Below are 24,416 nucleotides of genomic sequence, written 5' to 3'. Positions count from 1 at the left end.
CTTCTCAACTCCCTCTCACCGGAGGCGCGAACCCTACGCCCTCGATGGAGATGACGTTCCCTTCCCGTGCTGTGCGGGCCCCCAGGATCGTCTCCACGAGCCACAGGTTGGACTCCACGTGATCGGTCATCGCGGGGACGCGGTAGCGCGTCGTGCCGCCGGCCAGGGCCGCAAAGGGGATGAGCTGGTCCGCCAGGTGACGGTCTACCGTGGCCCCCGCGGAGAGGTCTTCCCGCAGGGACGACACGACGAATTCGGCAATGGCCTCCGATCGGCGACCCCTCTTGCCGGCCCGGTCGGCCCCGAGGATGCAGCCCGTCGTCGTCTCCGCCCCGAGGAAGAGGGCCGCCCCCCTCTGCGGGGCCGTGGAATCCCGCAGGACGTCGATCTCCACGGGGGCATTCCCCTCCAGCAGTTCCCGGCAGCGTGCGGCCATTCTCTCGCTCACCCTTTCTTCGGCCAGGTGGGAGGCAAGCGCGACGCCCCGGAACCGCCGGGGTTCGCCCGGCTCGAGCCGCTGCAGCGGCGCCAGCCGTGACCGGAGCGGCTCCACCTCGAGCGTCAGCCGCCCGCCGCCCTTCGGGACATACCCGGGCCTCTCGACCGCCATCCGGACCCGCGCCCCCATGCTTTCCAGGTGGGCGAGGAGAACGTCGCGCATGTGAAAGGCCCCCGGGGCGAAGTCCTGGAAGATCCCGCCCGTCAGGGAAAAGCGGCTGGGCGACCCGGCATGAAGGGCAAGGGGAATGAGGGTGAGGGCGAGCATGGTGGCCGAACCGGCCGTCCCGATGTCGAAGCGGAACGCGCCGCCTTCCCGGATGCGTCCGGGCCGAAAGACGACGGTGCGGGACCCCACCTCGTCTCCTTCCAGGAGCCCGCCGCAGAAGGCGGCGCAGGCGCGCACGGCCTGCAGGTGCTGGGGCCGCAGGCCGGGCTTCTGGCGCCTGGCCCGGATGTTTCGAATGCGGACGGGCTCTGCCCGGAGCGCGGCGAGGGCAACGGCGAGCCGGAGCACCGTGCCGCTGCCGGAGTGCATGGAGCCGTCGATCTCGATCATGACTTCCACCCTCCTGGAGGGACCGGGAACGGGCCCTGTACCAGGCGGGTCAACAATTCCCAGATGCAAGGCCCCCGAAGTCCCGAGGAGGGAGGCGTACTTGGCGCGTACGCCGACTGACGAGGGAAACGCCGCAGATGGGCGTTTTTCACCCGTCTGTCAATCGACGGGGCTGAACTCGCTCTTCGCCGCCCCGCAAATCGGGCAGACCCAGTCCTCGGGCAGTTTCTCAAAGGCCGTCCCCGCCGGGATCCCGCCGTCGGAATCGCCTTCCTCGGGATTGTAGATGTAGCCGCAGACGGAGCATTCGTATTTCTTCATGGCTTGTGTCCTTTCGTGGCAGAACCGATTCGGCCGACAGGAATGTATAACCGATATGCACTGGAACCACAAGGGATCAGGTTGCAGGTCCCTCCTCTTTTTTCCCTGCCGCCTGTCCCCTCATCGGCGGCATGGCGGAACAGAAGCCCCGTGCCGCTGGTCAGCTCTGGCAGCGCGGGCAATAGAACGTGCTCCGGCCCGCGATGAGCACTCTGCGGATCTCGCCGCCGCAGGTCCTGCACGGCTCGCCCCGCCTGCCGTAGACGCGGAGGTGACGCTGGTAGTCCCCGGGCCCCGCGTGGAGGTCACGCCAGTCTGAGATCGATGTCCCGCGCGATTCGACGGCCTTCTTCAGGATGCGCGCCGAGGCCGACGCGATCTTTTTCCACTCGGCGGGAAAAAGGTCGCAGGCCGGGCGCAACGGGTCGATCCCCGCCCGGTGCAGGATCTCGCTTGCGTAGATGTTGCCGATGCCGGCAACGGCCTTCTGGTCCATGAGGAAGGACTTGACCGGGAGGCGGCGCCTGCGGGCTGCATCGGCAAGGCGCTTCGGGTCGAGCGCCCCGAGCCCGTCCGCCGCCGGGCTGCACGGCGCAAAACGGCAGAGCTCCACGGTGGCAAAGCGCCTCGGGTCGGAGAGGACGACCCGGCCCGCGGAAAAGGAGAGGACCAAGCGCGCATGAGGCGGGGTGTCGTCCCCCTCGAGCCAGAACAGGCGGCCCGTCATGCGGAGCTGGAAGACCAGGTATTGCCCGTCCGAAAGCAGCCAGGCCATCCGCTTGCCGTGCCGCTCGATCGACCGGACCGACCGGCCCTCGAGCGGCGGCAGGTTCCCCAGCCTCGCGTCGAGAACACGAAGCCCCAGGATTGCCCGGCCCACGATCACCGGCCTGAGCTGACGGCAGAGGGTCTCGACTTCGGGGAGTTCAGGCATGGGGGGCGATGCTCTATTCGGGGTATCCGTTACTGTTTCATGCCGGGCCCGGCCTCGGAGGCTAATCCGCCGGCCCGGCGGAGGCCGCCCCTTTCGACGCAGCCGCCCTGGGCCTGACCCGGATGGTCACCTCCACGAACAGGGGCTTCCCCCCCTCGAAGGATACCTCCGGCGGGGTGATCAGCTTTGCCGTCACAGTGGTCGATGCGGTGACTTTCTTCAGGTCGATGGGCTCCGTGGGGATCTGCAGGTCCGTCCCGACAAACCGCTTCGGCACGAGCACCGCGACGTGGGTCGGCTTCACCTCGATGCGCTGCAAGACGACCCCTGGGGGCAGGTTTCCTTCGGAGCGCACGTCCACGGGGAGCACCGCGGTGCGCAGGCGGGAGGCGCTCACCACGATGCGGGAAGGCGACACGTTCACCACGGAGATGTTGGCGGGCGTCCGGATCATGTCGTTCGTGAGCTCGATCTCCTGCCGCCCTTCCCGGATGTTCGACAGGTCGACGGAAACCCGGAGGCTCGCGGGGTTCAGGAGGTTGAAGGCCTGCTCGGGGCCCGACAGGGTGACCTTGGCCTCGGTGACCTTCGTGCCCTCGATGACCCACTGGGGCGAGAGGTTGCGATACTCGATGGGCAGGGTGAAGTCGCGCCGGACGAGATCCCTCTGATAGCCGAAGGCGACCCACAGCAGGGAGGCCAGCAGAATGGCCGTCGCCTTCTCCAAGGGGTTTCGCCGGAACCAGCCGAGAATGTAGCCGGCCCCGCTCTTCGGCATCTTCTTGCCGTAGAGGCGCTCGAGGATCATGCCGAGCTCGGTGGGGCTCTTCAGGACGTCGATTCGCCCGCCGAAGGCCACGGAGACGGTGCCGCGCTCCTCGGAGACGACGATGCAGGTGGCGTCGGTCCGCTCCGAGAGCCCGAGGGCCGCCGTGTGGCGCAGGCCGAGGTTGCCGATCTTCTCCGCGTTGGTCGAAAGCGGGAGGTGGCACCCGAAACGGACGACCCGCCCGTGATCGATGACGACGGCCCCGTCGTGGCCCATGGAGTGGGGATCGAAGATGCTCTCCAGCAGGGGCTGGCTGAGGACGCCGTCGAGGGGCACACCGCCCGCCAGGTGCCGGTCCAGGGGATCCTCGCCCTGGATGACGATGAGGGCGCCCGTGTGCTGCCGCGCGAGCGTCGCCACCGACTGGACGATGATCTCCACCTCCTCGTGGAGCGTGGAGACCCTGCCGCTCTTGCGGAAGCGGCCCCAGGTGGCGATCCGCTCGAAGAAGCGCCGGAGTTCCTCCTGGAAGATGATCACCATCGCCAGCAGGATGACGGCAAAGAACCCCTGCAGCACCGCCGCCGAGAGGTAGAGCTGGAACGAGCGTGCCAGGTAGTAGATGATGCCCAGGATGCCGATCCCGACGAGGACGAACCGCGAGGCGGCGTCGCGGAACCAGACCAGGAGCCCGTAGATCATGAAGGTGATCAGCAGGATATCGAAGAAGTCCTGGATCCGGAAGCCATGTACGAGGTGCGTGAAATCCATCGTCGTCCGCGTTCGTTTCGCATTTTTTCCGGGGCCGGCCGCCGGCTGAACGGGCAGGCCGCGGGCCGTGGCATTTCCGGGGGCGAATCAGGCCCGGAAGGTCAGGGTCGTACCGGACATGTTCAGGATGAACTGCCCGGGCATCTCCTGCTCGAGCCGCTGGATCGCCTTGCGCCCCGTGCAGTGGCAGGGGATCACATAGTCCGGCCCGATTGCCTTCATCGCCTCCGCGGTGGGCGCGACGACCGCCTCGAAGGCGGGCCCCGAGAGATGAAACCCCCCCATCACGGCGTGGACCCTGGCGACCCCCGTGACGGCCATGGCGTGACGCACCGTGTTGACGATCCCCGAGTGGGCACAGCCCGACAGGACGATGAGCCCCTTGCCCCGAAGCCGCATCACGATGGAGGAGTCCTCCTCGATGGGATCCCGGGCCTCCTTGCCGTCCTGGAGGAAGAAGGCATGGGGCATCCCCTTCTCGAAGGGCGTCGTGCGCGGGATCTCGCCGAGAAAGAGGGCATCGCCGCCCAAGAGGGGCAGGGGCTCGCGGGTCGCCACGACGCGCAGACCGAGCGCTTCCAGGTCCTCCCGGACGAGCCGGGGGAAGCGATCCTTCGAGCCGTGCCGCACGAGGTAACGGTCGGGCTTGAAGGCCGCAGGGTGCACAACGAGATCGAGGCCCCGTTTGCCGATTTTCGAGAGGAGGCGCTGCAGGCCGCCCGTGTGGTCGCCGTGCCCGTGGGAGAGAACGAGCAGCTCCACCTCGCGCAGATCCGCATCGAGGGCGTCGGCGTTGAAGGCCGCCCCGTGCTCCGAGAAGCCGAAATCGAACAGGATCGTTCTCGTCCGGCCTTCGCGGCCCAGCCGGACGAGGGCCGAGAACCCGTGCTCGGCCAGGATGGAATTGCAAATCAAGCCGTCCCGGACGTTCCGGGCCCTCCGGACGACGTCGCCGTCGTCCATGGCCGTGATGTCGATGTAGTTGTCCTGGAGGGAAAGAATCTCCACCCGGTCGAGTTCGTTGAGTGCCATCCCGCTTTCCGTTGAGCGCACCGGGGCGCTGCGCTTTTTCTATTTAACACATTTTGCCCAAAACGCTACCCCTAAATTGCCTCATTCCCCGCAAACCCGCGGACGGACGGCCGGGCGGGGCCGCCAGTCGGAGAAATGCGGTTTGACCGGTGCGGGAAATCCTGTTATAAAATCCCGCCTGCCACAGGAGGGGGCGCAACCCGTGAAGGTCATCCTTGCCGGCTTCAACCTCGATGTCGAAACGATCCGGGACATCCGGGCCGCAAACCCGCACGCCGAGCACTTCACGCCCGAGACCCTCTCGGCGGCCTATGCCCGCATCAGCCGAAGCCCGGCCCCCGTCGACGAGCTCAGGGCCGCCGCCCGCCGGGACGTGGACAAGGCCCGCCGCTCCAACCAGGCCATCGTCTTCGACATGGGCCACAGCTCGATTGCCGAGCACGCCGTGTTCAACATCGACGTCCTGGGGGTCTCGCGCCTGCTCGTCGAGGAGATCGAGAAGTTCCGGCTGTGCTCCTACACGGAGAAATCCCAGCGTTACGTCCTGCTGCAGGACGACTTCGTCATCCCCCGGGAGATCCGGGAGGCCGGCCTCGCCGAGACCTTCACGGTGACCGTCAAGGCCCAGAATGCCCTCTACCACAGGCTCTACGAAAGACTGCTGCCCTGGGTCCTCGATGCAAACCGGGAGCTTGCCGCCGTCCCCGCCAACCGCCCCATGCTGGAGGGCTGGGCCAAGGAGGACGCCCGCTACGTGCTGTGCCTCGCCACGGAGGCCCAGCTCGGCATGACGCTCAACACGCGGAACCTCGAGCTCATGCTCCGGCGCCTCGCGGCCCACCCGCTCGAGGAGGCCAGGGAGTACAGCCGGCAGCTCTACGACGCGACGAAGGGCATCGCGCCCTCGCTCGTCCGCTACACGGAGGCCACGGCGTTCGACCGCCTCACGCGCGACGATCTCCGGGCGATCGCCGGGCCGGCCCTCGACCGGGCGGGGCTCGCCCCGGCCGCCGGGCCCGTGGAGGAGGTCCGCCTGGTGTGGGCGACCCCCGATGCGGACACCCGGATCGCCGCCGCCCTTCTGCACTCCTCCTCCCGGCTTCCCATGGCACAGTGCCTGAAGGCCGCGGCGGCCCTCCCGCCCGAAGACCGCGCGGGCCTCTTCAAGGCGTCCTTCCGCCGCATGCAGCCCTGGGATGCGCCGCTGCGGGAGTTCGAAAATGCGGATCTGCAGTTCGATCTCGTCGTGAGCGCATCGTGCTTCGCGCAGCTCAAGCGGCACCGGATGGCCACCCTGGTCGCGCAGGATTACGACCCGGCCCTCGGCGTGACCGTGCCGCCCTCGATCGCCGCCGTCGGCATGGAGGCCCCCTTCCGAGAGATGACGGCCCGCACGGAGGAGACCTACGAGGCGATCCGGCGCGCCGCGCCCTCGGCGGCGCCCTACATCCTGACCAATGCGCACCGCAAGCGCGTCCTGATGAAGCTCAACGCCCGGGAGCTCTACCACATCGCGCGGCTCCGGGCCGACCGCCACGCCCAGTGGGACATCCGCCGGCTGACGGAGAGGATGCTCGCGCTGGGGCGCGAGGCCATGCCGCTCACCCTGATGATGGCCGGGGGCAAGGACCGCTTCGCGGAGATCTACCGGGACGCCTTCCCGCCCGCATGACCCGGGGGCCAACCGCCATGATCCAGTTCAACGCCCTGTCCGCGGCCTTCTTCACGTTGTTTGCCGCCGCCGCCCTCACGCGGTACGCGCTGACCTGGCTCAATGTCGCCCACCTGCTCCGGCACGGCCACATCGTCCCCGGGGCCTTCCGGGGCGAGATCGACGCCGCCACCCTGGCCCGCATGCGGGACTACACGGTCGAGTCGTCGCGCTTCCACGCGCTGGAGTCGCTCGCCGACGACGCCATCCTGCTGGCCGTGCTGCTCGCCGGTGCCCTCCCGTGGCTCGCGGGCTCGGTCGAGGCCCTGGGTATCCATCCTGTCTGGTCCGGCACGCTGTTCTTCGGCATCCTCTACGGGGCGAGCGTCCTGCTCGACATCCCGTTCAGCCTCTGGGACACCTTCGTCATCGAGAAAAAATACGGCTTCAGCACGATCACGCCTCGGCTCTGGCTCGCCGACCTGGCCAAGTCCACGGCCGTCTCCCTCGTCCTGATGGCCCTGCTGTTCATCCCCTTCCTCTCGCTCGTCCACTGGCTCCCGCGGGCCTGGTGGCTGGCCGCGTGGGCGTTCTTCGCCCTGTTCCAGATGCTGATGATCTGGCTCTACCCCCTGGTGATCGCCCCGCTGTTCAACACGTACACGCCGCTCAGGGACGAGGCGCTGCGGGAACGCATCCTGCGCCTCGCCGAAAAGGCGGGGCTCCGGGCCGAGGGGATCTTCGAGGTCGATGCCGGAAAGCGCAGCCGGCACTCCAATGCCTACTTCACGGGCCTGGGCCGATCGAAGCGAATCGTGCTGTACGACACGCTCATCGCCACCCACAGCCACGACGAGATCGCCGCCGTGCTTGCCCACGAGATCGGCCACTGGAAGCTTCGCCACGTGCTCAAGCAGCTCCTGCTCATGGAGGCCGTCTCCTTTGCGGGGTTCTACGTCGTCTTCCGGCTCATGGGCTGGCCGCTGCTCTACGAGACCTTCGGGTTCGCCGCTCCCCTGCCCTACGCGGGGCTGCTGCTGGCTGCCGTCGTGCTCAAGCCGGCCGTCTTTTTTCTCTCGCCCCTCGGGGCCGCCCTCTCGCGCAAGTACGAGCGTGACGCCGACCGCTATGCGCTCGGGCTCGTCGGGTCGACCCGCTCCCTCGCCCAGGCCCTCAGGAGGTTGGCGAAGGAGAACCTGGCCAATCTCCACCCGCACCCGGCTTACGTCGCCTTCCACTACTCCCACCCGCCCCTGGCCGAGCGCGTGGAGCGGCTGGAGGCGATGAACGGGGAAGAAGGCATGACGGTGCGGGGGTGAGAACGAGCCCTCTTGATTTTGACCCTTGAATCGCTACAATGATGCCCAACGGACTGGTTTCACATCCGCTTCCGCATGAGACGAGAGCGAGCAGGATTCTGGATAGCGAAGTTTGACGCGTTTCCGGTAAACGCTCTTTGCGAAGCGAAGCGCCTGCAGCGCAAACTGTTTGAGCCCGGAGGGCGAGTTTTTGCGCCTGCAGCGAAGCGAGCATCAGAGCGGTCGGAAACCGTCAATTCGCTGTAAGAATCTTGCTTGATCGAAACCGCTTCGATCAGGCGAGGTAGGCCCCATGCCCATCTACGAGTTCTACTGCCGCAAGTGCAACACGATCTACAATTTCTTCTCCCGCAGCGTGAACACGGAGAAGATCCCCTTCTGCCCGAAGTGCAGGAAAGTCAGGCTCCAGCGCCAGATGTCGGTCTTCGCGAAGCTATCCGGGAAGAAGGAGGAGCCCGGTGGCGACGAGCTCGCCGGTCTCGACGAGGCGAAGATGGAAAAGGCCATGGAGATGATCGCGCGGGAGGCCGACGGGCTCGACGAGAACGACCCCCGCCAGGCGGCCCGGCTGATGCGGAAGCTGACCGACGCCACGGGGCTTTCCCTGGGGCCGAAGATGGAGGAGGCCCTCGCGCGGATGGAGAGGGGGGAGGACCCGGAGAAGATCGAGGAGGAGATGGGGGATGCCCTCGGGGACGAGGATCTCTTCTCGCTGGCCAAGAAGGCCGTCCGGGGGAAAAAGGGCGTGCGCCCGTCGGTCGACGAAAAACTCTACGACCTCTGAGACGGGGGTCGGCAGCCGGAGCGGACCGTGGAATCGAATCGAGCACCCCTCGGGCATCAGCCCTTCAAGGGGTTGAAATCCCGCCTCAAGGACGCCCCGCCCGCTGGCAAGAAGGCGCCTGCAAAACCTGTCGCGCCGCCACCCCCTCCAGACGACCCGGACGAGGAGAGACGGTTCTTCCTCCGCGCCATGGAGGGCATCCGCCCCGTGAGCGGCCCGGAGCGGGAAGGGGGGCGGGGGACCCCGCATGCCGGGGGCGCGGCACCGAAGGCCGGCGGGGAGGACGCCGTGGAGGGGATGAAGGCCCTGATCGCGTCCGGCCGCGGTTTCGTCGTGGCGGACACCCCCGAGTACATCGAGGGGACGGGGTACCGGGTCAGCCCGAAGATGGCCGAGAGGCTTCACCGCGGGGAGTTCTCCATCCAGGCCCACATCGACCTGCACGGCCTCGGCGTCGAGGAGGCCCGCGCGGCCTTCGAGGATTTCCTCCGGGAGTCGGTGATCCGGAACCGCCGCTCACTCCTCGTCATCCACGGAAGGGGGCTCTCCTCCCAGGGTGAGCCGGTCCTGAAGGCCAAGGTGACCGAGTGGCTCACCCGCGGGCCATGGCGCAAGTGGGTGATCGCCTACTCGAGCGCGAGGCTCTGCGACGGCGGCGCCGGGGCGACGTACGTCCTCCTGCGCACCAGGCCGGTCACGAAGAGCCAGAAAAAATCCCCCCCGAGGGAGCAGACATGAGAAAATTCGCCAGGACCCTGACCCTCGCCTTCGGCGCGGGGGCCCTGGGCGGGCTCGTCAACAGCCTCAGCCTTTGGCTGGCCGTGAAGTACGGCCTCACGGGGGCCCTCGGCGTGAGCCTCTCGGCGCCCCTGACGCCGGCCTGGCTCTACCCGAGGATCGTCTGGGGCGGGATCTGGGGGCTTCTGTTCGTCGTCCCGCTCTGGGAGAGAAACATCTTCCTTCGCGGCCTGTTCTTCAGCATCGGGCCCACCCTGGTGCAGCTCTTCGTGATCTTCCCCCTGAGGCTGGGCAAGGGCATGATGGGCCTCGACCTCGGGACGTGGACGCCCGCCCTTGTCGCCCTATTCAACGCCGTCTGGGGCTGGACGGCGGCGGCGTGGATGAAGTGGACAGCGAAGTAAGCAACCATCCGTCAGGATTGCTACCGGCGGGAAGTTCCGAAAAGGACTCGCATCATTGACCATCCCCCATTTCAGCGACATCCTCCGTCACTGGGATATCGAATTCAAGGCCGAGCGGCCGGAGCTGACGCCTGCAGGCAGCCCCGAGCGGTCCCTGTTCAGGACCGTGGTCGAGGACGCGGGGGGAAGGCGTTTCGTCCTCGAGCAGGTCGCCCCCCGGACGGTCGGGCGGAAGCGCGAGATCGCGGCGACGCTCGACTGGCTCGTCTCGCGGGGGCTTGCGGGCGTCCGCGGCTACCTCAGAAACGGGCAGGGGGATTCCCTCGTCAAGGAGGGCGGCGGCTTCTGGCAGATCTCCCCCTTCGTCGACGGCGTCGAACTCGCGCGCCCGGGTTACGCCTTCGAGGCATGGAGGGGGCAGGCACTGGCCCGGTTCCTCATCGACCTGAAAGAGACATCGCAGGGCATCCCCTTCGGCAAACCGGGGCGTCCCTTTCCCATCGCCGAGTTCATCCGCGATCTGATGACAAAAATCGCCCGTCACGCACACGGCTGCTGCGCGGCCGTCCGGAGGGTGCATGAGAATCTGGAGGCCTGCCTGTTCCCCGTCCACGACCGCCTCCCGGCCGCCTTCTGCCACGGGGACCCCCACCCCGTCAACGTCATCTGGGGCGAGGAGGGGATCCGCGGCGTCATCGACTGGGAGTTTTCGGGGTACAAGCCGGAGATCTACGATGCGGCCCTCGTTCTGGGCTGCTTGGGGATGGAGGACCCCGAGGCCCTCGCGGGACCCATGGCCCTGGCGTTCATCGGGGAACTCCGGGCATCGGGGCGTTTCGACGCCTCCGGCTTCGCCGTGCTTCCCGAATTCGTGACGGCCGTCCGCTTCGCCTGGCTCTCGGACTGGCTGCGGAAACAGGACGGGGACATGGTCGAGATGGAGACCGATTATCTGAACCTGCTGCACGACAGCCGCGAGGAACTTAGGCTGGCGTGGGACCGTTGAGTGGCGTCCCGGGGCGCGGCAAACCCGCTCAAGGGGTCACAGCCGCGGGGCCCCTGTCAATCGCCGCAGGCAAGACGGACTGGGAATTCAGCACAGGTCGAGCAGGTCCGCCGGCTGATCGATCATCGCATCCGGCCGGGCCCTTTCGAGCCTTTCTCTCCGGTGCCAGCCCCAGGTGACGGCCGCTGTCCTGACGCCGGCCTCCCTCGCCTCCCGGACGTCGCCCGCGGTGTCGCAGACGTACCAGGTGCGCGCGGCATCCGTCCCGAAGTGTCCCTTGGCGTAGAGGATCTTCTCGACCTTGCTGAAGTTGAAATCGGCCCCCAGCACGTCGTCGAAATAGGGCTCGAAGCCGAACTTGGCGAGCATGAGCCGGATCGCAAAGGAGGAGTTCGAGGAGATGATGACCAGGCCGTGGCGCGCCTTCATCTCGGCCAGAACGGGCAGGAGCCCCTTGACGGGCTGCACGACGCCGTAGTCGAGCGTGGGGGTCACGGCCTTCGAGGCCGCCATGAACGCCTCCACGTCGACGCCGCGCCTCGCGATCGCGCTGTAGAAGTTGTCCTCGAAGAGATCGAGAAACTCATCGCGGCTCCCGATCGGGGGCCGGCCGATGCGCTCGAGGCACACGTTGACCGACCGCTCGTAGAGCGCCAGGGAATCGACGAGGACGCCGTCGAAGTCGAAGAGGAAGAGCTTCATCATGCCGGGGCCCTGAACAGCCGGCGGATCGAGGGGCCGAAGGGCCGCTTCGCGACCCCGGCCTCGGTGATGATGGCCGTGATGTAGCGGTGCGGGGTGACGTCGAAGGCGGGGTTGTAGACGCCGACCTTCTCGGGGGCCGTCCGGACGCCGCAGAGCTCCCTGACCTCGTCCGCGTGACGCTCCTCGATGGGGATGCCGGCACCGTCGGCAACAGAGCGGTCGATGGTGGACAGCGGCGCCGCCACGTAGAAGGGGATCCCGTGCTCCTTCGCCAGGACCGCGAGCGAGTAGGTGCCGATCTTGTTGGCCGTGTCGCCGTTGGCGGCGATGCGGTCGGCCCCGACGATCACGAGGTTCACCCTGCCCTGGGCCATGAGGAAGCCCGCCATGCTGTCCGTGATGAGGGTTGCCGGGATGCGGTCCTCGAGCAGCTCCCAGCAGGTGAGCCTCGCCCCCTGGAGAACGGGGCGCGTCTCGTCGACGTAGACGTGAAGCCTCTTTCCGTCCTCGCGGGCCGCCCGGACGACGCCCAGGGCGGTGCCGTAGCCGGCCGTGGCCAGGGCCCCCGCGTTGCAGTGGGTGAGGATGTTGTCGCCGTCGCGGATGAAGTCCTTGCCGTTCAAACCGATGCGGCGGTTGATCTCGATGTCCTCCTCGCCGACGGCGACGGCCTCCGCGACGAGCGCCTTCTTGGCCGCCGCGATGCCCGAGGGGAGGGTCTCGTCGAAGCGGCGCTGCATCCGCTCGATGGCCCAGAAGAGGTTCCGCGCCGTGGGGCGGGCCTTCGCGAAGGCCTCGCAGAGCCTCGCGAAGGACCTGCGGGCCTCCAGGACGGAGGACTCGGGGAGATGCAGGGCGCCCAGGGCGATGCCCATGGCCGCGGCCACCCCGATGGCCGGGGCCCCGCGGACGGTGAGGTCCTTGATGGCCCCGAGCACGTCGCGCCAGTCCGTGAGGGTGAGGTAGCGCACCTTCCCCGGCAGGGCCTTCTGGTCGATGAGCACGACGGCGTCGTCGGCCCAGAGGATGGTACGGATCATGACCCCGAGAGCATCTTCTTGAGCAGGTCGTTGACGAGCTGCGGGTTGGCCTTGCCCTTGGTGAGCTTCATCACCTGGCCCACGAAGAAGGCGAAGAGCTTCTCCTTGCCGGCCCGGTACTCGGCCAGCTGCGTCGGGTTTTTCGCCATGGCCTCCTCGATGGCCTTGACGACGGCCCCCTCGTCGGTGATCTGGGTGAGGCCCTTTTCCCGGACGATGTCGGAGGGCCGCTTCGAGGAGCGGTACATCTCCTCGAAGACCTCCTTGGCGATCTTGCCGCTGATGGTCCCGTTGTCGATGAGGTTGATCATCTCCGCCACGTGGGCGGGCGTCACGGGGCTGTCCTTGATGTCGCGCCTCTGCTCGTTGAGGTACCGCAGCAGGTCGCCCATCACCCAGTTGCTGACGATCTTGGGCTTGCCGCAGAGCCGCACGGCCTCCTCGTAGAAATCGGCCAGGGCCCGGGTGGCGGTCAGCACGCCCGCGTCGTAGACGGGGATGCCGTACTGCTCGACGAAGCGGTCCTGCTTCTCGAGCTGGAGCTCGGGGAGCGTCCGGCGGACCTCCTCGATCCACTCGCGGGAGATCATGATGGGGACGAGGTCCGGGTCGGGGAAGTAGCGGTAGTCGTGGGCCTCCTCCTTGCTGCGCATGGAGTGCGTCTGCCCCTGGGCGTCGTCCCAGAGGCGGGTCTCCTGGACCACCTCGCCGCCGCTCTCCAGGATGTACTGCTGGCGCTTGATCTCGTACTCGAGGGCCCGCTGGACGTTGCGGAAGGAGTTCATGTTCTTGAGCTCCGTGCGGGTGCCGAAGGCCGTCGAGCCCTTGGGCCGGATCGAGACGTTGGCGTCGCAGCGGAAGGAGCCCTCCTCCATGTTTCCGTCGCAGATCTCGAGGTACACGAGGATGTCGCGCAGGCGGCGCAGGTACTCGGAGGCCTCCTCGGGGCTGCGGATGTCGGGTTCGCTCACGATCTCGATGAGGGGGACGCCCGTGCGGTTGAAGTCCACGTAGCTCCAGGGGTTGCGCTCGTCGTGGACGAGCTTGCCGGCGTCCTCCTCCATGTGGATGCGGGTGATGCCGATCCTCTTCTTCCCGCCGTTGACGACGATGTCGACCCAGCCGTGCTCGGCCAGGGGGTGGGCGTACTGCGAGATCTGGTAGCCCTTGGGCAGATCCGGGTAGAAGTAGTTCTTGCGGGCGAAGTTCTCGTAGGCGTTGATCGTGCAGTGGGTGGCCAGGCCCATCTTGATCGTGAACTCCACGACCTTCTTGTTCAGCACGGGGAGCACGCCCGGCATCCCGAGGCAGATCTGGCAGGTGTGCTGGTTGGGCTCGGCCCCGAACTTCGTGGAGCAGCCGCAGAATATCTTCGAGTCGGTCAGAAGCTGGGCGTGGACCTCCAGCCCGATGACGGGTTCGTAAGCCATTAGAGTTTCGGCCTCCTTCGTTCGATTCCGGAATGTTTCTCGTAGGCGTGGGCGACCTGGAGGAGCTTGCCCTCCTCGAAGTGGCCCGCCTGGAACTGGACCCCGATGGGCAGGCCCGCCTGCGTGTAGCCGCAGGGCACCGAGATGCCCGGGATGCCCGCGAGGTTCGTCGAGATGGTGAAGATGTCCGAGAGGTACATCTGCAGGGGGTCGTCCATCTTCTCGCCCACCTTGAAGGCGGGCGTGGGGGTCGTGGGGGTCAGGATGACGTCGCAGGTCTTGAAGGCCTCCTGGAAGTCCCGCTTGATGAGGGTCCGCACCTGGGAGGCCTTCTTGTAGTAGGCATCATAGTAGCCCGAGGACAGGGCGTAGGTGCCGATCATGATGCGGCGCTTCACCTCGGCGCCGAAGCCCTGCGAGCGCGTCTTCTTGTACATCTCCATGAGGTCGCGCCCGTCGGCGGAGCGGTAGCCGTACTTCACGCCGTCATAGCGGGCGAGGTTGGAGCTCGCCTCGGCCGGCGCGATGATGTAGTAGACCGCGAGGCAGTACTCCGTGTGGGGAAGCGAGATGGGGACGCTCTTGGCGCCAAGCCCCTCGAGGACCGCGATGACCCGCTTCACGGCGGCATCCACCTCGGGGTCGATGCCCTCGATGAAGTACTCCTTCGGGATCCCCACGGTGAAGCCCCGGATGTCCTTGCCGATGAAGGAGCGGTAGTCGGGCACGTCCATGGGCACCGACGTGGACTCCATGGGGTCATAGCCGGCGATGGCGTTGAGCATGATGGCCGCGTCCTCCACATCCTTCGTGAAGGGGCCGATCTGGTCGAGCGACGAGGCGAAGGCCACGAGGCCGTACCGCGAGACGCGCCCGTAGGTGGGCTTCAGGCCCACGACCCCGCAGAGGGCCGCCGGCTGGCGGATGGAGCCGCCCGTGTCGGAGCCCGTCGCGGCGATGCACTCGTCGGCGGCCAGGGCCGCGGCGGAGCCGCCGCTCGAGCCGCCGGGGATGCGCTCGAGGTCCCAGGGGTTGCGCGTGATGCCGAACCAGGAGGTCTCCGTGGAGGAGCCCATGGCGAACTCGTCCATGTTGGTCTTGCCCACGAAGACGGCGCCCTCCTCGCGCAGCTTCCGCACCACCGTGCCGTCGTAGGGCGGGATGAAGTTGTGGAGGATGCGGGAGCCGCAGGTCGTGCGGACCCCCTTGGTGCAGTGGATGTCCTTGAGGGCGATGGGGATGCCCGTGAGCGGCCTGAGGGCCCCCTTGCGGATCTCCTCGTCGGCCCGCCTGGCCCCCTCGAAGGCGTCCTCCCGCATGACCGTCGTGAACGAGCGGACCCGCTCCTCCACGGCATCGATGCGCTTGAAGACATCCGTGACGATCTCCGTGGACGTCACTTCCTTTTTCCGGATCAGATCCTGCAGCTCGTGTATCGTCAGTTCATTCAGTCCCATTCCGATCTCAAACGCTCCTTCCTCTTTTCCTGGTGCCTGCTGCCTGCTGTCCGACGCCTCAAGCCTATTCGATCACCTTCGGCACCCGGAAGCAGTTTCCGCTCTCGGAGGGGGCATTGGCCAGCGAGAGCGAGTGGGGGAGGGACTCGCGGACGATGTCCTCGCGGAAGGCGTTCTGGATGGCGATGGCGTGCGTCTCGGGCTCGACGCCCGTCGTGTCCACCTCGTTGAGTTTCTCCATGTAGAGAAGGATGTCGTTGAGCTGGGTGGTGAACTTCTCCTTCTCCTCCTCGCTGAACTCGAGCCGCGCCAGGTGCGCCACGTATTCGACCTGTTCCTTCGTGATCTTCAAGGGATACCTCCAAAAATGGCTGAAGGCTTAGGGCTCATGGCTTAGGGCAGAGGAGGCGGAATTTTCTATGCCCCTGAGCCCTGTGCCACACGCCTTAAGCCCGATTGTTCACCCTAGTTCTTATGTGACAAGTGTCACGACATAGGTAACCCGGGTCTAAGGGTAAAAAGTGTCATGACATAGGTTACCCAAGGACGTTATTCCCAAGTTTCGGTAGGCATTCGATACTCGAAGGCCTCCACCAACTCTTCCCGAGATAGACTTTCAAAACGTGATCCGCAGTGACGATCACGGCTTTGACATACGAGTAGACCAGCTCTTTGGCAACGACGAACCGCTCCCCGAAGATATCCAGCTTCCGGTCGCTGCGGATGAACCGGATCAGGATGATGGTCCCCTCGGGGATCTCTTCGAGTCGGGGCACCCGAGCATTGGGAGGCACCCTCATGGGCTGGTAGCCGGAGGCGGCCAGAACCTCCATCGGGGTTTTGCCGCCCAGGCAGCTGTACCGATGATGGCGGTTATGGAACCGCTGGAAGTTTTTGCTTTGCCGCTTGAGGGCCTCGTAGCTCGGGAACCACTGCCTGCGAAAGAACATCTTGTCGTAGGTCTCGTTGAACCGCTCCACATCCCCGTTTCGCCAAGGCTCGCTGATGGGGATAAAGACCGGCGTGACCCCGTAATAGAGACACAGCCGGATCACGATCCCGAAGGATCGGGGATAACGGTTGCTGCCCCGGAAGCTCAGCTCGTTGTCGAACTGGGCAAAGTCCGGGATGCCCATGGCCTTCCAACTCCGCAAGAGACTGGCGGCCACCGGGTCATCGGCCTTGGTTCGCTGCGACTCGAGATAGACCGCATGGCTGAAGCGATCCATCACGTTGAGCGAGTAGAACCGGCCGTCGCCTTTGATATACCGGGGCCCCACCAGGTCGATCTGGTGGATGTTGTTGACCTCCAGGGCCTCCGCAAAGTAGGGGTAGGTGACCCCTTTGGCGACGTACGCAGTTTTTTTTAACGAGCCCTGCCCGCTTCAGGATCCGGGTGATGTGCCGGTCCGAAGGGAACGGGGCCTTGAGCTTCTTCAGGGCCCACTTGATGGCGGTTACACCCGTCTGGGCATAAGGCTCAGTCTCCAGACGCTGTCGGGTGGCAATGATGAGATCCTGCTGCTTTTGGCTCGTCTGGGTCGGACGCCGCCGGGGTGCACGGCCCTGATCCTTGAACCAGTCGGCATCTCCCGTTTGGTAGCGTTTGAGCCATTTGAAGAACCATTTTTTCGATCGCTTCAGGCTCGTGTAAATGCTCTTGGGAGATTCGCCATCTGCGATATGCCGGTAAATGGCTTGCCTGCGGATCTCTTCTTCCATGGATACTCTCCTTTCGGGGTTCTTCAAAGAGAGTATCGTACAGGATATGTTCCGTCAGGGTAACCGATGTCCTGACACCAAAAGGACCCTTAAGAGTAACCTATGTCATGACACTTTTGGGTAACCGATGTCCTGACATTTGACACTTATGCCTTTGAATGACTGAAGGCCCAGGGCCAAATCACTTCCTTATTGTACCCTTCGCCCTATGCCCTGTGCCTTTAGCCTTATGCCTGTCTTTATTGAAAACATTTCCAGTACGGCTTGATCTGGCCGATTACCGACTCGATCGTCCGGTTGATGGACGCATCGGCCTCGCTCTCGACACGCTGCAGATCCGCCTCCGTCACCCGGGTGGCGCCGCACATCTCGTCGAGGACTGACTTGATCCCCTCCGTGAGACCCCCCAGGTGATAGCCGCCCTCGAGGACGGCGGCGAACCGGCCGCCGCAGCACGCTTCGGCGATGTCCATCAGCACGCGGGCGAGCATGCCGAAGCCCGCCGGGGTCACCTTCATGCCCCCCAGGGGGTCCCGGAAGTAGATGTCGAACCCCGCCGAGAGCAGCACGATCTCGGGCATGTACTCGAACGCCAGGGGCTGGAGCACCCTGCGGAAGATCCGGACGTACTCGGCATTGCCCGGGCCCGCCCTCAGGGGCACGTTGACCGTGAAGCCCTGGCCGTCGCCCCGGCCGATCTCCTGGAGGCCCCCCGTGCCGGGGTAATAGGGGTACTGGTGCGTCGAGAAGTACACGACCCGGGGGTCCTCGTAAAAGGATTTCTGGGTCCCGTTTCCGTGGTGGAGATCCCAGTCGACGACGAGGACGCGCCTCATCCCGTGGACCTTGATGGCGTGCATCGCCCCGATGGCCACGTTGTTGAAGATGCAGAAGCCCGCCGCGCGGTTCTCCTCGGCATGGTGACCGGGCGGCCGCACGAAGGCGAAGGCGTTGCGCAGATCACCCTTCACGATGCCGTCGATGCAGTTGAGAAAGCCGCCCACGGCCAGCTTGGCCACCTCGTAGGACTCGGCGGAGGCCTCCGTGTCGGGGTCGAGGTAGGTGTGGTCCTTTCCCGCCGACTGGGCGATCATCTTCACGTACGAGTGCTTGTGGATCATCTCGATCTCTTCGTCGAGGGCGACCCGGGGCTTCACCTCCACGAATTTCCCGGCCATCTCGGGCGATTCGAGCATCTTGTAGATCGCCTCGAGACGCTTGGGGGACTCGGGGTGGTAATGTCCAGTCTCGTGACGGAGGTACCGGTTATCCTTTACGATTCCAGTGGCCGCGGCCATAGGCGCCCCCTTCGGGTTGAGATCGGAAGAAACCCTTTACCACACAATCCCTTAAAAATCAAAAGGATTCCCTTGCGAAAAGGGGCAAAAGCCTTGACAATGGGGGGGACAAAAGCTATGTAAACCAAATTCCGCTCCCGCGAGGTGTCTGCCGTGTTCGGCATCGGCATGCAGGAACTGATCATCATCCTGATCGTGGCGCTCATCTTCATCGGGCCGAAGAAGCTGCCCGACCTGGCCAAGGCGCTTGGCAAGGGGGTCGCCCAGTTCAAGAACGCCATGGACGACGTCAAGGGCACCTTCGACGAGGGCATCCGGAAGGAAGTCAACCAGGTGAAGGACTCCCTCCTCGAGGACAAGAAGGCGGACAAGGCGCCGTCGACCCCCGCCGACCCCTATGCGACGGCGGAGGAAAAAAAAGACAAGCCGGCATAAGGATCCAGGCGCAAGGATAAAGGGCAAAGGCTCGGGGGAAGAGACATGACCGGTTTCTTGCCATACGCCATTTGCCTTTCGCCCTTCGCCGTTTTTTTATCATGACCGACCCCAACGAAGACAAGATGCCCCTGACCGCCCACCTGGAGGAGCTGCGCAAGAGGCTCGTCCGGAGCCTGATTGCCGTGGGCGTCGCCTTCGTGGCCTGCTTCTTCTTCAAGGAAGACCTCTTCGCCATCGTCGCCCGCCCGCTCATCCGCGTGCTTCCGCCCGGCAGCCACCTGATCTACACGGGGCTGCCCGAGGCCTTCTTCACCTACATCAAGGTGTCCTTCTACGCGGGCCTGTTCTTGGCCAGCCCCGTCGTGCTCTACCAGGCCTGGAAATTCATCTCGCCGGGGCTCTACCCCGGGGAGCGCAAGTTCGTGGCCCCCTTCGTGGCGACCTCGACACTGCTGTTCGTCGCCGGGGTCTGCTTCGGGTACTTTCTCGTTCTGCCCCCGGCATACAGCTTTTTCCTGGAGTTCTCCACGGACTTTCTCAAGCCCATGCTTTCCATGCGGGAGTACCTCACGCTGACGCTTAAGCTGCTGCTTGCCTTCGGCATCATCTTCGAGATCCCCGTGTTCCTCTTCTTCATGACGAAGATCGGCCTGGTGACACCCCGCAAGCTCGCGCGGATGCGGCGATACGCGATCGTGGTCTTTTTCATCGTCGCCGCCCTCATCACCCCCACGCCGGACGCCTTCACGCAAAGCATGATGGCCATCCCCATGATCATCCTCTACGAGGTGGGCATCCTCGTTTCCAAGCTCGCAGCCCGGCGCAAAGACCGCGAGGACACTGAAACCGCCTGATGTCACCGAGCAGCCGTTCCTCCATCAAGAGAGCCGTCGTCAGGAGGGCCCGCAGGAGCCGGATCTTTCGGCGGGTCTTCACGTCCATGATCGCCGTGGGGCTCCTGGCCGGCCTTGGTGCCGCGGGCTTCATCGCCTGGCTCATCCACGAGTCCCCGAGCGTGGACACTCTGAAAGACTACCGCCCGAGCACCACGACCCGGATCTACTCGGACAGGGGCGAGCTCATCGACTCCTTCTATGCCGAGGACCGGCGGGTCATCCCCATCGCCGAGGTCCCCGACGTGGTCATCAAGGCCTTCGTGGCCGGCGAGGACGCGCGTTTCTTCCAGCACGAGGGACTCGACCTGATCGGCATCCTGCGGGCCTTCGTCAAGAACATGCTCGCCGGCGAGATCGTCCAGGGCGGCAGCACCATCACCCAGCAGGTCGCCCGGTCGCTCTATCTCTCGCCGGAGCGGACCTTCACGCGCAAGATCCGGGAGGCGATCCTCGCGTACAAGATCGACCGTTACCTCAAGAAGGAGGAGATCCTCGAGCTCTACCTCAACCACATCTACCTCGGCCATGGGGCCTACGGGATCGAGGCGGCCTCGCAGAGCTACTTCGGGAAGTCCGCGCGCGACCTCACCCTGCCCGAGGCGGCCCTTCTGGCTGGCCTGCCGAAGGCGCCCAGCCGGTTCTCGCCCTACGTGAACATGGAGAGGGCACGCCAGCGCCAGGCCTACGTGCTCACCCGGATGCAGGAGGACGGCTACATCACCCCGGCGGCAAGGGACCTGGCGATGAGGGAGCCCTTGAAGCTCATCTCGTCGAAGCCCCGGGAGAAGATCGCCCCCTACTTCACGGAGAACGTGCGCCGCTACATCCTGGAGAAGTACGGCTCCGATGCCCTGTACCGCGAGGGGCTCGAGGTCCACACGACACTCAGCGTGGATCTGCAGAAAGCGGCCAACGAGGCCGTCGAGCGGGGCCTCCGGGAGATGGAGACACGGGAGAAGTTCACGCCGGGCGAGCTCCAGGGGGCCTTGCTTTGCATGGACGCCCGGACGGGCGAGATCAAGGCCATGGTGGGGGGACGGGACTACAAGAAGAGCGAGTTCAACCGGGCCACCCAGGCCCGGCGCCGCCCCGGGTCGTCGTTCAAGCCCTTCGTCTACACGGCCGCCTTCGACAAGGGGATGACGCCGGCGACGGTCATCCTCGATGCGCCCATCATCTTCAACGACCCCGTCCGCGGGGAATGGAAACCCCAGAATTTCGAGCACAAGTTCTTCGGGCCCACGACGCTCCGGACGGCGCTGACCTTCTCGCGCAACGTGGTGACCGTGAAGCTGCTCCAGGAACTGGGACTCGCCTACGTCATCGACTACGCCCACAACATGGGGATCAAGTCCCCGCTCACCCGGGATCTCACTCTGGCCCTCGGGACCTCGACGGTGACGCTGCAGGAGATGGTCCGCGGCTACGGGGTGCTGGCCAACGGCGGCAGGCGCGTGGAGCCCTACTTCATCCGGAAGATCGTGGACCGCAACGGCCACGTCCTCGAGGAGCATGCCCCCCAGGTGGAGCAGGCTATCGACCCCCGCGTGGCGTTCCTCACGACGTCGGTGCTGCAGAACGTGGTCCAGGAGGGTACGGGCGAACGGGTCAAGGCCATCGGGAGGCCCGTGGCCGGCAAGACGGGAACGACGGACGACTACGTCGACGCCTGGTTCATCGGCTACACCCCGTCGCTCGTGGCCGGGGTCTGGGTCGGCTTCGACGCGGAAAAGACGATGGGGCGATCCGGCGTCGGCGGCCGGGCCGCGGCGCCCATCTGGCTCTACTTCATGGAGCAGGCCCTGAAGGGAGTGCCCGTGGAGGTCTTCACTGCGCCCGAGGGGGTCGTCTTCGCCCGCATCGACCCCAGGACGGGCCTGCTGGCCGGCCCGTGGACGAAGGATTCCGTCTTCGAGAGCTTCCTGGAGGGCACGGCGCCCAGGGAGTACTCGCCCCCCTCGGGCGACGAGCCGGCCTCGGAGCCGGTGAGGCCCTAGCGGGCAGGGACCGGGGTTTGGGGACGGGTCCCGGGCAAGGAAAAGAAAAAAGCTTGACAAAGGCCCGGTTTTATTGCATAAGGGCCCTCGTTTGCACCGTCTGGAGAGAATGTCATGTTCCGTCAGATCATTACGAGCATCGTGGTCGTCGTTGTTGTCGTCATCGTACAGGCGGGGACCGCAGCTCGCACCCTCTGATGGAAACATAGAGCAAAACGAGCCGCGGCCCCCGAAAGACCGCGGCTTTTTCCTGTCGATCAAGCCGCGACGGAACCCGTTGGCGGCTTTTTTTGTTGCCATCATTATTTATTCTTCATGATTGGAGGAGGTAGTCCCGTGAAAATGAAAGGAACCCAGATCCTGCTCGAGTGCCTGAAGGCGGAAGGCGTGGAGGTCATGTTCGGATACCCCGGCGGGGCCGTCATCGACATTTACGACGAGCTGCACCGCAACCCTGCCGTCAAGCACATCCTGGTCCGCCATGAACAGGCCGCCGTGCACGCCGCCGACGGCTACGCCCGCGCGACGGGTAAGGTCGGCGTGGCGCTGGCCACATCCGGCCCCGGGGCCACCAACACCGTGACGGGAATCGCCACGGCGAACATGGACTCCATTCCCATCGTCGTGTTCACGGGGCAGGTCCCGACGCACCTGATCGGCAACGACGCCTTCCAGGAGTGCGACATCACGGGCATCACCCGTCCCTGCACCAAGCACAACTACCTCGTCCGCAACCCCGACGAGCTGGCCAGCACCATCCGCGAGGCCTTCCACATCGCGCGGACGGGCCGCCCCGGGCCGGTGCTCGTCGATTTGCCGAAAAACGTCATCGCCGCCGAGGTGGACTACGACCCGGCGAAGATCCGGATCAACGCGACGAAGCTCTCGCTGCCGCCCAAGCCGTCGTCCAAGAAATTCGTGCAGATGCTGGAGATGCTGAGGGCCTCGAGGCGGCCCGTGCTGCTCACCGGCGGCGGGATCCTCCTGGGCAAGGCCTCGGACGAGCTGCGGGCCTTCGCCCGCCGCGCGAAGATCCCCGTCACCTCGACCCTCATGGGCCTCGGGGCCTTCCCGGGCTCGGACCCGCTCTTCCTGGGCATGCCGGGGATGCACGGCACCTACTACGCCAACATGGCCATCAGCCACTGCGACCTGCTGATCTGCATCGGCGCCCGCTTCGACGACCGGGTGACGGGCAAGCTCGACACCTTTGCCTCCAACGCGCAGATCATCCACATCGACGTGGACCCCTCGTCGATCAACAAGAACATCGTCGTGGACCTGCCCATCGTCAGCGATGCCAAGAGCGCCCTGGAAAACATCAACCGCCTGCTGAAGGACAACAACTACGCGCCCACCGACGCGGAGCGCAAGGACTGGCTGGAGCAGATCGAGGCGTGGAAAAAGAAGGCGCCCCTGGCCTACTGCCAGGACGCCGAGCACATCAAGCCCCAGTGCGTCATCGAGACGCTCTACGAGCTGACGAAGGGCAAGGCCATCATCACCACCGAGGTGGGCCAGAACCAGATGTGGGCGGCCCAGTTCTACCGCTACGACGACCCCAACACGTTCATCTCCTCGGGCGGGCTCGGGACGATGGGATACGGGTTCCCCGCGGCCCTCGGCGTCAAGCTCGCCTTTCCCGACCGGATCGTCGTGGACATCGCCGGCGACGGCAGCATCCAGATGAACATCCAGGAGATGGCCACGGCCATGCAGTACAACATCCCCGTGAAGATCGTCCTGCTCAACAACGGCTACCTCGGGATGGTCCGCCAGTGGCAGGAGCTCTTCTACGAGAAGCGATACTCCAACACGGACATGACCTTCCAGCCCGACTTCGTGAAGGTCGCCGAGGCCTACGGGTGGGAGGCCTTCCGGGCGAAGAGGCCCGAGGAGATCCGTCCCGTGCTCGAGAAGGGGCTCTTCAGCAACAGGCCCTGTCTCATGGACTTCCAGATCGCCCGCGAGGAGTGCGTCTACCCGATGGTGCGGCCGGGGGCCTCCATCAGCGAGATGACGCTCGGGACGCGGGAAATGACGAATTAGGCTTCAGGCATCGGGCTTCAGGAAACGGAACGAAACGGGACCGCAGAGAGGCGGCCCGGAATTCATAGCAAAGGAAGGCGCGGCATCATGGAAAAGAGAGAAAACGTCATCTCCATTCTCGTCAACAACAAGCCTGACGTGCTGGCCCGCGTGGCGGGGACCCTGGGCGGCAAGGGGTACAACATCGAGTCGCTCTGCGTGGACGTCACGGTCAACCCCGACGTCTCCAAGATCATCCTCACGACGATCGGCACGAAGGCGACCATTCAGAAGATCGAGGCACAGCTCGCCCGCCTCATCGACGTCATCAAGGTCGAGAACCTCACCGACGTGGAGACGGTCAAGAGGGAACTGGCGCTGATCCGGATGACCCTCACGGCTGACAACAAGAACGAGCTGATCCGGAAGATCAATCAGCTCAACTGCAAGATCCTGACGTTCAACTCGGACCACTGCGTCCTGGAGTTCAGGGGGAGCAAGGCCGAGGTCGACAAGGTCCTCGAGACCCTGAAGCCGCTCGGAATCGACGACGTCGCCCGGACGGGCATCGCCGCCCTGGAACGGAAGAACTGAGAGCCTGCGGACGCCGCCGGGGGCA

At 65.4% G+C, this 24,416-nt stretch carries 23 protein-coding genes; 11 read left to right on the top strand and 12 right to left on the bottom strand.

What is annotated here, in order from left to right; translation table 11 throughout:
• Positions 1 to 4 precede the first annotated feature (4 nt).
• The 5 genes from rtcA to HPY67_16185 all read right to left on the bottom strand — a co-directional run bounded on the left by rtcA (position 5) and on the right by HPY67_16185 (position 4,884).
• Positions 5 to 1,057 carry an RNA 3'-phosphate cyclase gene (gene rtcA, locus HPY67_16205; GenBank protein ID NPV06258.1) on the bottom strand — a complete coding sequence of 351 codons (1,053 nt, stop codon included), beginning with the start codon at positions 1,055 to 1,057 and terminating at the stop codon, positions 5 to 7.
• Between the two features lie 159 nt (positions 1,058 to 1,216).
• The gene (locus HPY67_16200) at positions 1,217 to 1,378 is read right to left on the bottom strand and encodes a rubredoxin (protein NPV06257.1); all 162 of its coding nucleotides are present in this window, start codon (positions 1,376 to 1,378) and stop codon (positions 1,217 to 1,219) included.
• A 160-nt stretch (positions 1,379 to 1,538) separates the two neighbouring features.
• Positions 1,539 to 2,312, bottom strand: coding sequence for a bifunctional DNA-formamidopyrimidine glycosylase/DNA-(apurinic or apyrimidinic site) lyase (gene mutM, locus HPY67_16195; protein ID NPV06256.1), 774 nt, complete (start codon positions 2,310 to 2,312; stop codon positions 1,539 to 1,541).
• Between the two features lie 61 nt (positions 2,313 to 2,373).
• Positions 2,374 to 3,852, bottom strand: a complete 1,479-nt coding sequence (locus HPY67_16190; GenBank protein NPV06255.1) for a hypothetical protein — start codon at positions 3,850 to 3,852, stop codon at positions 2,374 to 2,376.
• A gap of 87 nt (positions 3,853 to 3,939) precedes the next feature.
• A complete protein-coding gene (locus HPY67_16185; protein NPV06254.1) occupies positions 3,940 to 4,884 on the bottom strand; it encodes an MBL fold metallo-hydrolase in 945 nt (314 codons plus the stop codon).
• A gap of 202 nt (positions 4,885 to 5,086) precedes the next feature.
• Between HPY67_16185 and HPY67_16180 the strand changes: the two genes are divergently transcribed.
• The 6 genes from HPY67_16180 to HPY67_16155 all read left to right on the top strand — a co-directional run bounded on the left by HPY67_16180 (position 5,087) and on the right by HPY67_16155 (position 10,786).
• Positions 5,087 to 6,556: an FAD-dependent thymidylate synthase gene (locus tag HPY67_16180; GenBank protein ID NPV06253.1), complete on the top strand. Its 1,470-nt coding sequence runs from the start codon at positions 5,087 to 5,089 to the stop codon at positions 6,554 to 6,556.
• A gap of 17 nt (positions 6,557 to 6,573) precedes the next feature.
• A complete protein-coding gene (locus HPY67_16175; GenBank protein ID NPV06252.1) occupies positions 6,574 to 7,854 on the top strand; it encodes a M48 family metallopeptidase in 1,281 nt (426 codons plus the stop codon).
• Between the two features lie 292 nt (positions 7,855 to 8,146).
• The gene (locus HPY67_16170) at positions 8,147 to 8,638 is read left to right on the top strand and encodes a zinc ribbon domain-containing protein (GenBank protein ID NPV06251.1); all 492 of its coding nucleotides are present in this window, start codon (positions 8,147 to 8,149) and stop codon (positions 8,636 to 8,638) included.
• A gap of 27 nt (positions 8,639 to 8,665) precedes the next feature.
• A complete protein-coding gene (locus HPY67_16165) occupies positions 8,666 to 9,376 on the top strand; it encodes a DNA mismatch repair protein MutS (GenBank protein ID NPV06250.1) in 711 nt (236 codons plus the stop codon).
• Entirely contained in the window at positions 9,373 to 9,780 is a 408-nt protein-coding gene (locus HPY67_16160; GenBank protein ID NPV06249.1) for a hypothetical protein, read from the top strand. Before HPY67_16165 ends, HPY67_16160 begins: the two co-directional genes overlap by 4 nt.
• A 55-nt stretch (positions 9,781 to 9,835) precedes the next feature.
• Positions 9,836 to 10,786, top strand: a complete 951-nt coding sequence (locus HPY67_16155) for an aminoglycoside phosphotransferase family protein (GenBank protein ID NPV06248.1) — start codon at positions 9,836 to 9,838, stop codon at positions 10,784 to 10,786.
• An 87-nt stretch (positions 10,787 to 10,873) separates the two neighbouring features.
• Here the strand turns inward: HPY67_16155 and HPY67_16150 are convergent, their stop codons facing one another.
• The 7 genes from HPY67_16150 to HPY67_16120 all read right to left on the bottom strand — a co-directional run bounded on the left by HPY67_16150 (position 10,874) and on the right by HPY67_16120 (position 18,438).
• A complete protein-coding gene (locus HPY67_16150; GenBank protein ID NPV06247.1) occupies positions 10,874 to 11,491 on the bottom strand; it encodes an HAD family hydrolase in 618 nt (205 codons plus the stop codon).
• The gene (mtnA, locus tag HPY67_16145; protein NPV06246.1) at positions 11,488 to 12,531 is read right to left on the bottom strand and encodes an S-methyl-5-thioribose-1-phosphate isomerase; all 1,044 of its coding nucleotides are present in this window, start codon (positions 12,529 to 12,531) and stop codon (positions 11,488 to 11,490) included. The genes HPY67_16150 and mtnA overlap by 4 nt, the downstream gene beginning before the upstream one ends.
• Positions 12,528 to 13,961: an Asp-tRNA(Asn)/Glu-tRNA(Gln) amidotransferase subunit GatB gene (gatB, locus tag HPY67_16140; GenBank protein NPV06245.1), complete on the bottom strand. Its 1,434-nt coding sequence runs from the start codon at positions 13,959 to 13,961 to the stop codon at positions 12,528 to 12,530. The genes mtnA and gatB overlap by 4 nt, the downstream gene beginning before the upstream one ends.
• Complete coding sequence (gatA, locus tag HPY67_16135) at positions 13,961 to 15,418, bottom strand: Asp-tRNA(Asn)/Glu-tRNA(Gln) amidotransferase subunit GatA (protein ID NPV06244.1); 1,458 nt, start codon at positions 15,416 to 15,418, stop codon at positions 13,961 to 13,963. The genes gatB and gatA overlap by 1 nt, the downstream gene beginning before the upstream one ends.
• A gap of 64 nt (positions 15,419 to 15,482) precedes the next feature.
• Positions 15,483 to 15,770, bottom strand: a complete 288-nt coding sequence (gatC, locus tag HPY67_16130) for an Asp-tRNA(Asn)/Glu-tRNA(Gln) amidotransferase subunit GatC (protein ID NPV06243.1) — start codon at positions 15,768 to 15,770, stop codon at positions 15,483 to 15,485.
• A 184-nt stretch (positions 15,771 to 15,954) separates the two neighbouring features.
• The gene (locus tag HPY67_16125; protein NPV06242.1) at positions 15,955 to 16,698 is read right to left on the bottom strand and encodes a transposase; all 744 of its coding nucleotides are present in this window, start codon (positions 16,696 to 16,698) and stop codon (positions 15,955 to 15,957) included.
• 681 nt (positions 16,699 to 17,379) lie between these two features.
• Positions 17,380 to 18,438 (bottom strand): histone deacetylase, encoded by a 1,059-nt coding sequence (locus HPY67_16120; GenBank protein NPV06241.1) that lies wholly within the window; start codon positions 18,436 to 18,438, stop codon positions 17,380 to 17,382.
• Positions 18,439 to 18,591: 153 nt separating this feature from the next.
• Between HPY67_16120 and tatB the strand changes: the two genes are divergently transcribed.
• From tatB to ilvN, 5 genes are all read left to right on the top strand, one after another.
• Positions 18,592 to 18,873, top strand: a complete 282-nt coding sequence (gene tatB, locus HPY67_16115) for a twin-arginine translocase subunit TatB (GenBank protein ID NPV06240.1) — start codon at positions 18,592 to 18,594, stop codon at positions 18,871 to 18,873.
• Positions 18,874 to 18,974: 101 nt separating this feature from the next.
• Entirely contained in the window at positions 18,975 to 19,730 is a 756-nt protein-coding gene (tatC, locus tag HPY67_16110; GenBank protein NPV06239.1) for a twin-arginine translocase subunit TatC, read from the top strand.
• Between the two features lie 86 nt (positions 19,731 to 19,816).
• Positions 19,817 to 21,769, top strand: a complete 1,953-nt coding sequence (locus HPY67_16105; GenBank protein ID NPV06238.1) for a PBP1A family penicillin-binding protein — start codon at positions 19,817 to 19,819, stop codon at positions 21,767 to 21,769.
• Between the two features lie 336 nt (positions 21,770 to 22,105).
• Positions 22,106 to 23,818 carry a biosynthetic-type acetolactate synthase large subunit gene (gene ilvB / locus HPY67_16100; protein NPV06237.1) on the top strand — a complete coding sequence of 571 codons (1,713 nt, stop codon included), beginning with the start codon at positions 22,106 to 22,108 and terminating at the stop codon, positions 23,816 to 23,818.
• A gap of 87 nt (positions 23,819 to 23,905) precedes the next feature.
• The gene (ilvN, locus tag HPY67_16095) at positions 23,906 to 24,391 is read left to right on the top strand and encodes an acetolactate synthase small subunit (GenBank protein ID NPV06236.1); all 486 of its coding nucleotides are present in this window, start codon (positions 23,906 to 23,908) and stop codon (positions 24,389 to 24,391) included.
• Positions 24,392 to 24,416: the final 25 nt, after the last annotated feature.

The sequence above is a fragment of the Syntrophaceae bacterium genome (genome assembly GCA_013177795.1).
GTDB lineage: Bacteria > Desulfobacterota > Syntrophia > Syntrophales > UBA2192 > UBA2192.
The sequence above is the reverse complement of the archived record's forward strand: the minus strand, read 5'-3'. Positions and strand labels throughout refer to the sequence as shown.

What these genes read in the sequence shown, in the direction of transcription:
- rtcA (NPV06258.1), bottom strand. Translation starts at nt 1,057, where the DNA reads ATGATCGAGATCGACGGCTCCATGCACTCCGGCAGCGGCACGGTGCTC.
- HPY67_16200 (NPV06257.1), bottom strand. Translation starts at nt 1,378, where the DNA reads ATGAAGAAATACGAATGCTCCGTCTGCGGCTACATCTACAATCCCGAG.
- mutM (NPV06256.1), bottom strand. Translation starts at nt 2,312, where the DNA reads ATGCCTGAACTCCCCGAAGTCGAGACCCTCTGCCGTCAGCTCAGGCCG.
- HPY67_16190 (NPV06255.1), bottom strand. Translation starts at nt 3,852, where the DNA reads ATGGATTTCACGCACCTCGTACATGGCTTCCGGATCCAGGACTTCTTC.
- HPY67_16185 (NPV06254.1), bottom strand. Translation starts at nt 4,884, where the DNA reads ATGGCACTCAACGAACTCGACCGGGTGGAGATTCTTTCCCTCCAGGAC.
- HPY67_16175 (NPV06252.1), top strand. Translation starts at nt 6,574, where the DNA reads ATGATCCAGTTCAACGCCCTGTCCGCGGCCTTCTTCACGTTGTTTGCC.
- HPY67_16170 (NPV06251.1), top strand. Translation starts at nt 8,147, where the DNA reads ATGCCCATCTACGAGTTCTACTGCCGCAAGTGCAACACGATCTACAAT.
- HPY67_16160 (NPV06249.1), top strand. Translation starts at nt 9,373, where the DNA reads ATGAGAAAATTCGCCAGGACCCTGACCCTCGCCTTCGGCGCGGGGGCC.
- HPY67_16150 (NPV06247.1), bottom strand. Translation starts at nt 11,491, where the DNA reads ATGATGAAGCTCTTCCTCTTCGACTTCGACGGCGTCCTCGTCGATTCC.
- mtnA (NPV06246.1), bottom strand. Translation starts at nt 12,531, where the DNA reads ATGATCCGTACCATCCTCTGGGCCGACGACGCCGTCGTGCTCATCGAC.
- gatB (NPV06245.1), bottom strand. Translation starts at nt 13,961, where the DNA reads ATGGCTTACGAACCCGTCATCGGGCTGGAGGTCCACGCCCAGCTTCTG.
- gatA (NPV06244.1), bottom strand. Translation starts at nt 15,418, where the DNA reads ATGGGACTGAATGAACTGACGATACACGAGCTGCAGGATCTGATCCGG.
- HPY67_16120 (NPV06241.1), bottom strand. Translation starts at nt 18,438, where the DNA reads ATGGCCGCGGCCACTGGAATCGTAAAGGATAACCGGTACCTCCGTCAC.
- tatC (NPV06239.1), top strand. Translation starts at nt 18,975, where the DNA reads ATGACCGACCCCAACGAAGACAAGATGCCCCTGACCGCCCACCTGGAG.
- HPY67_16105 (NPV06238.1), top strand. Translation starts at nt 19,817, where the DNA reads ATGATCGCCGTGGGGCTCCTGGCCGGCCTTGGTGCCGCGGGCTTCATC.
- ilvN (NPV06236.1), top strand. Translation starts at nt 23,906, where the DNA reads ATGGAAAAGAGAGAAAACGTCATCTCCATTCTCGTCAACAACAAGCCT.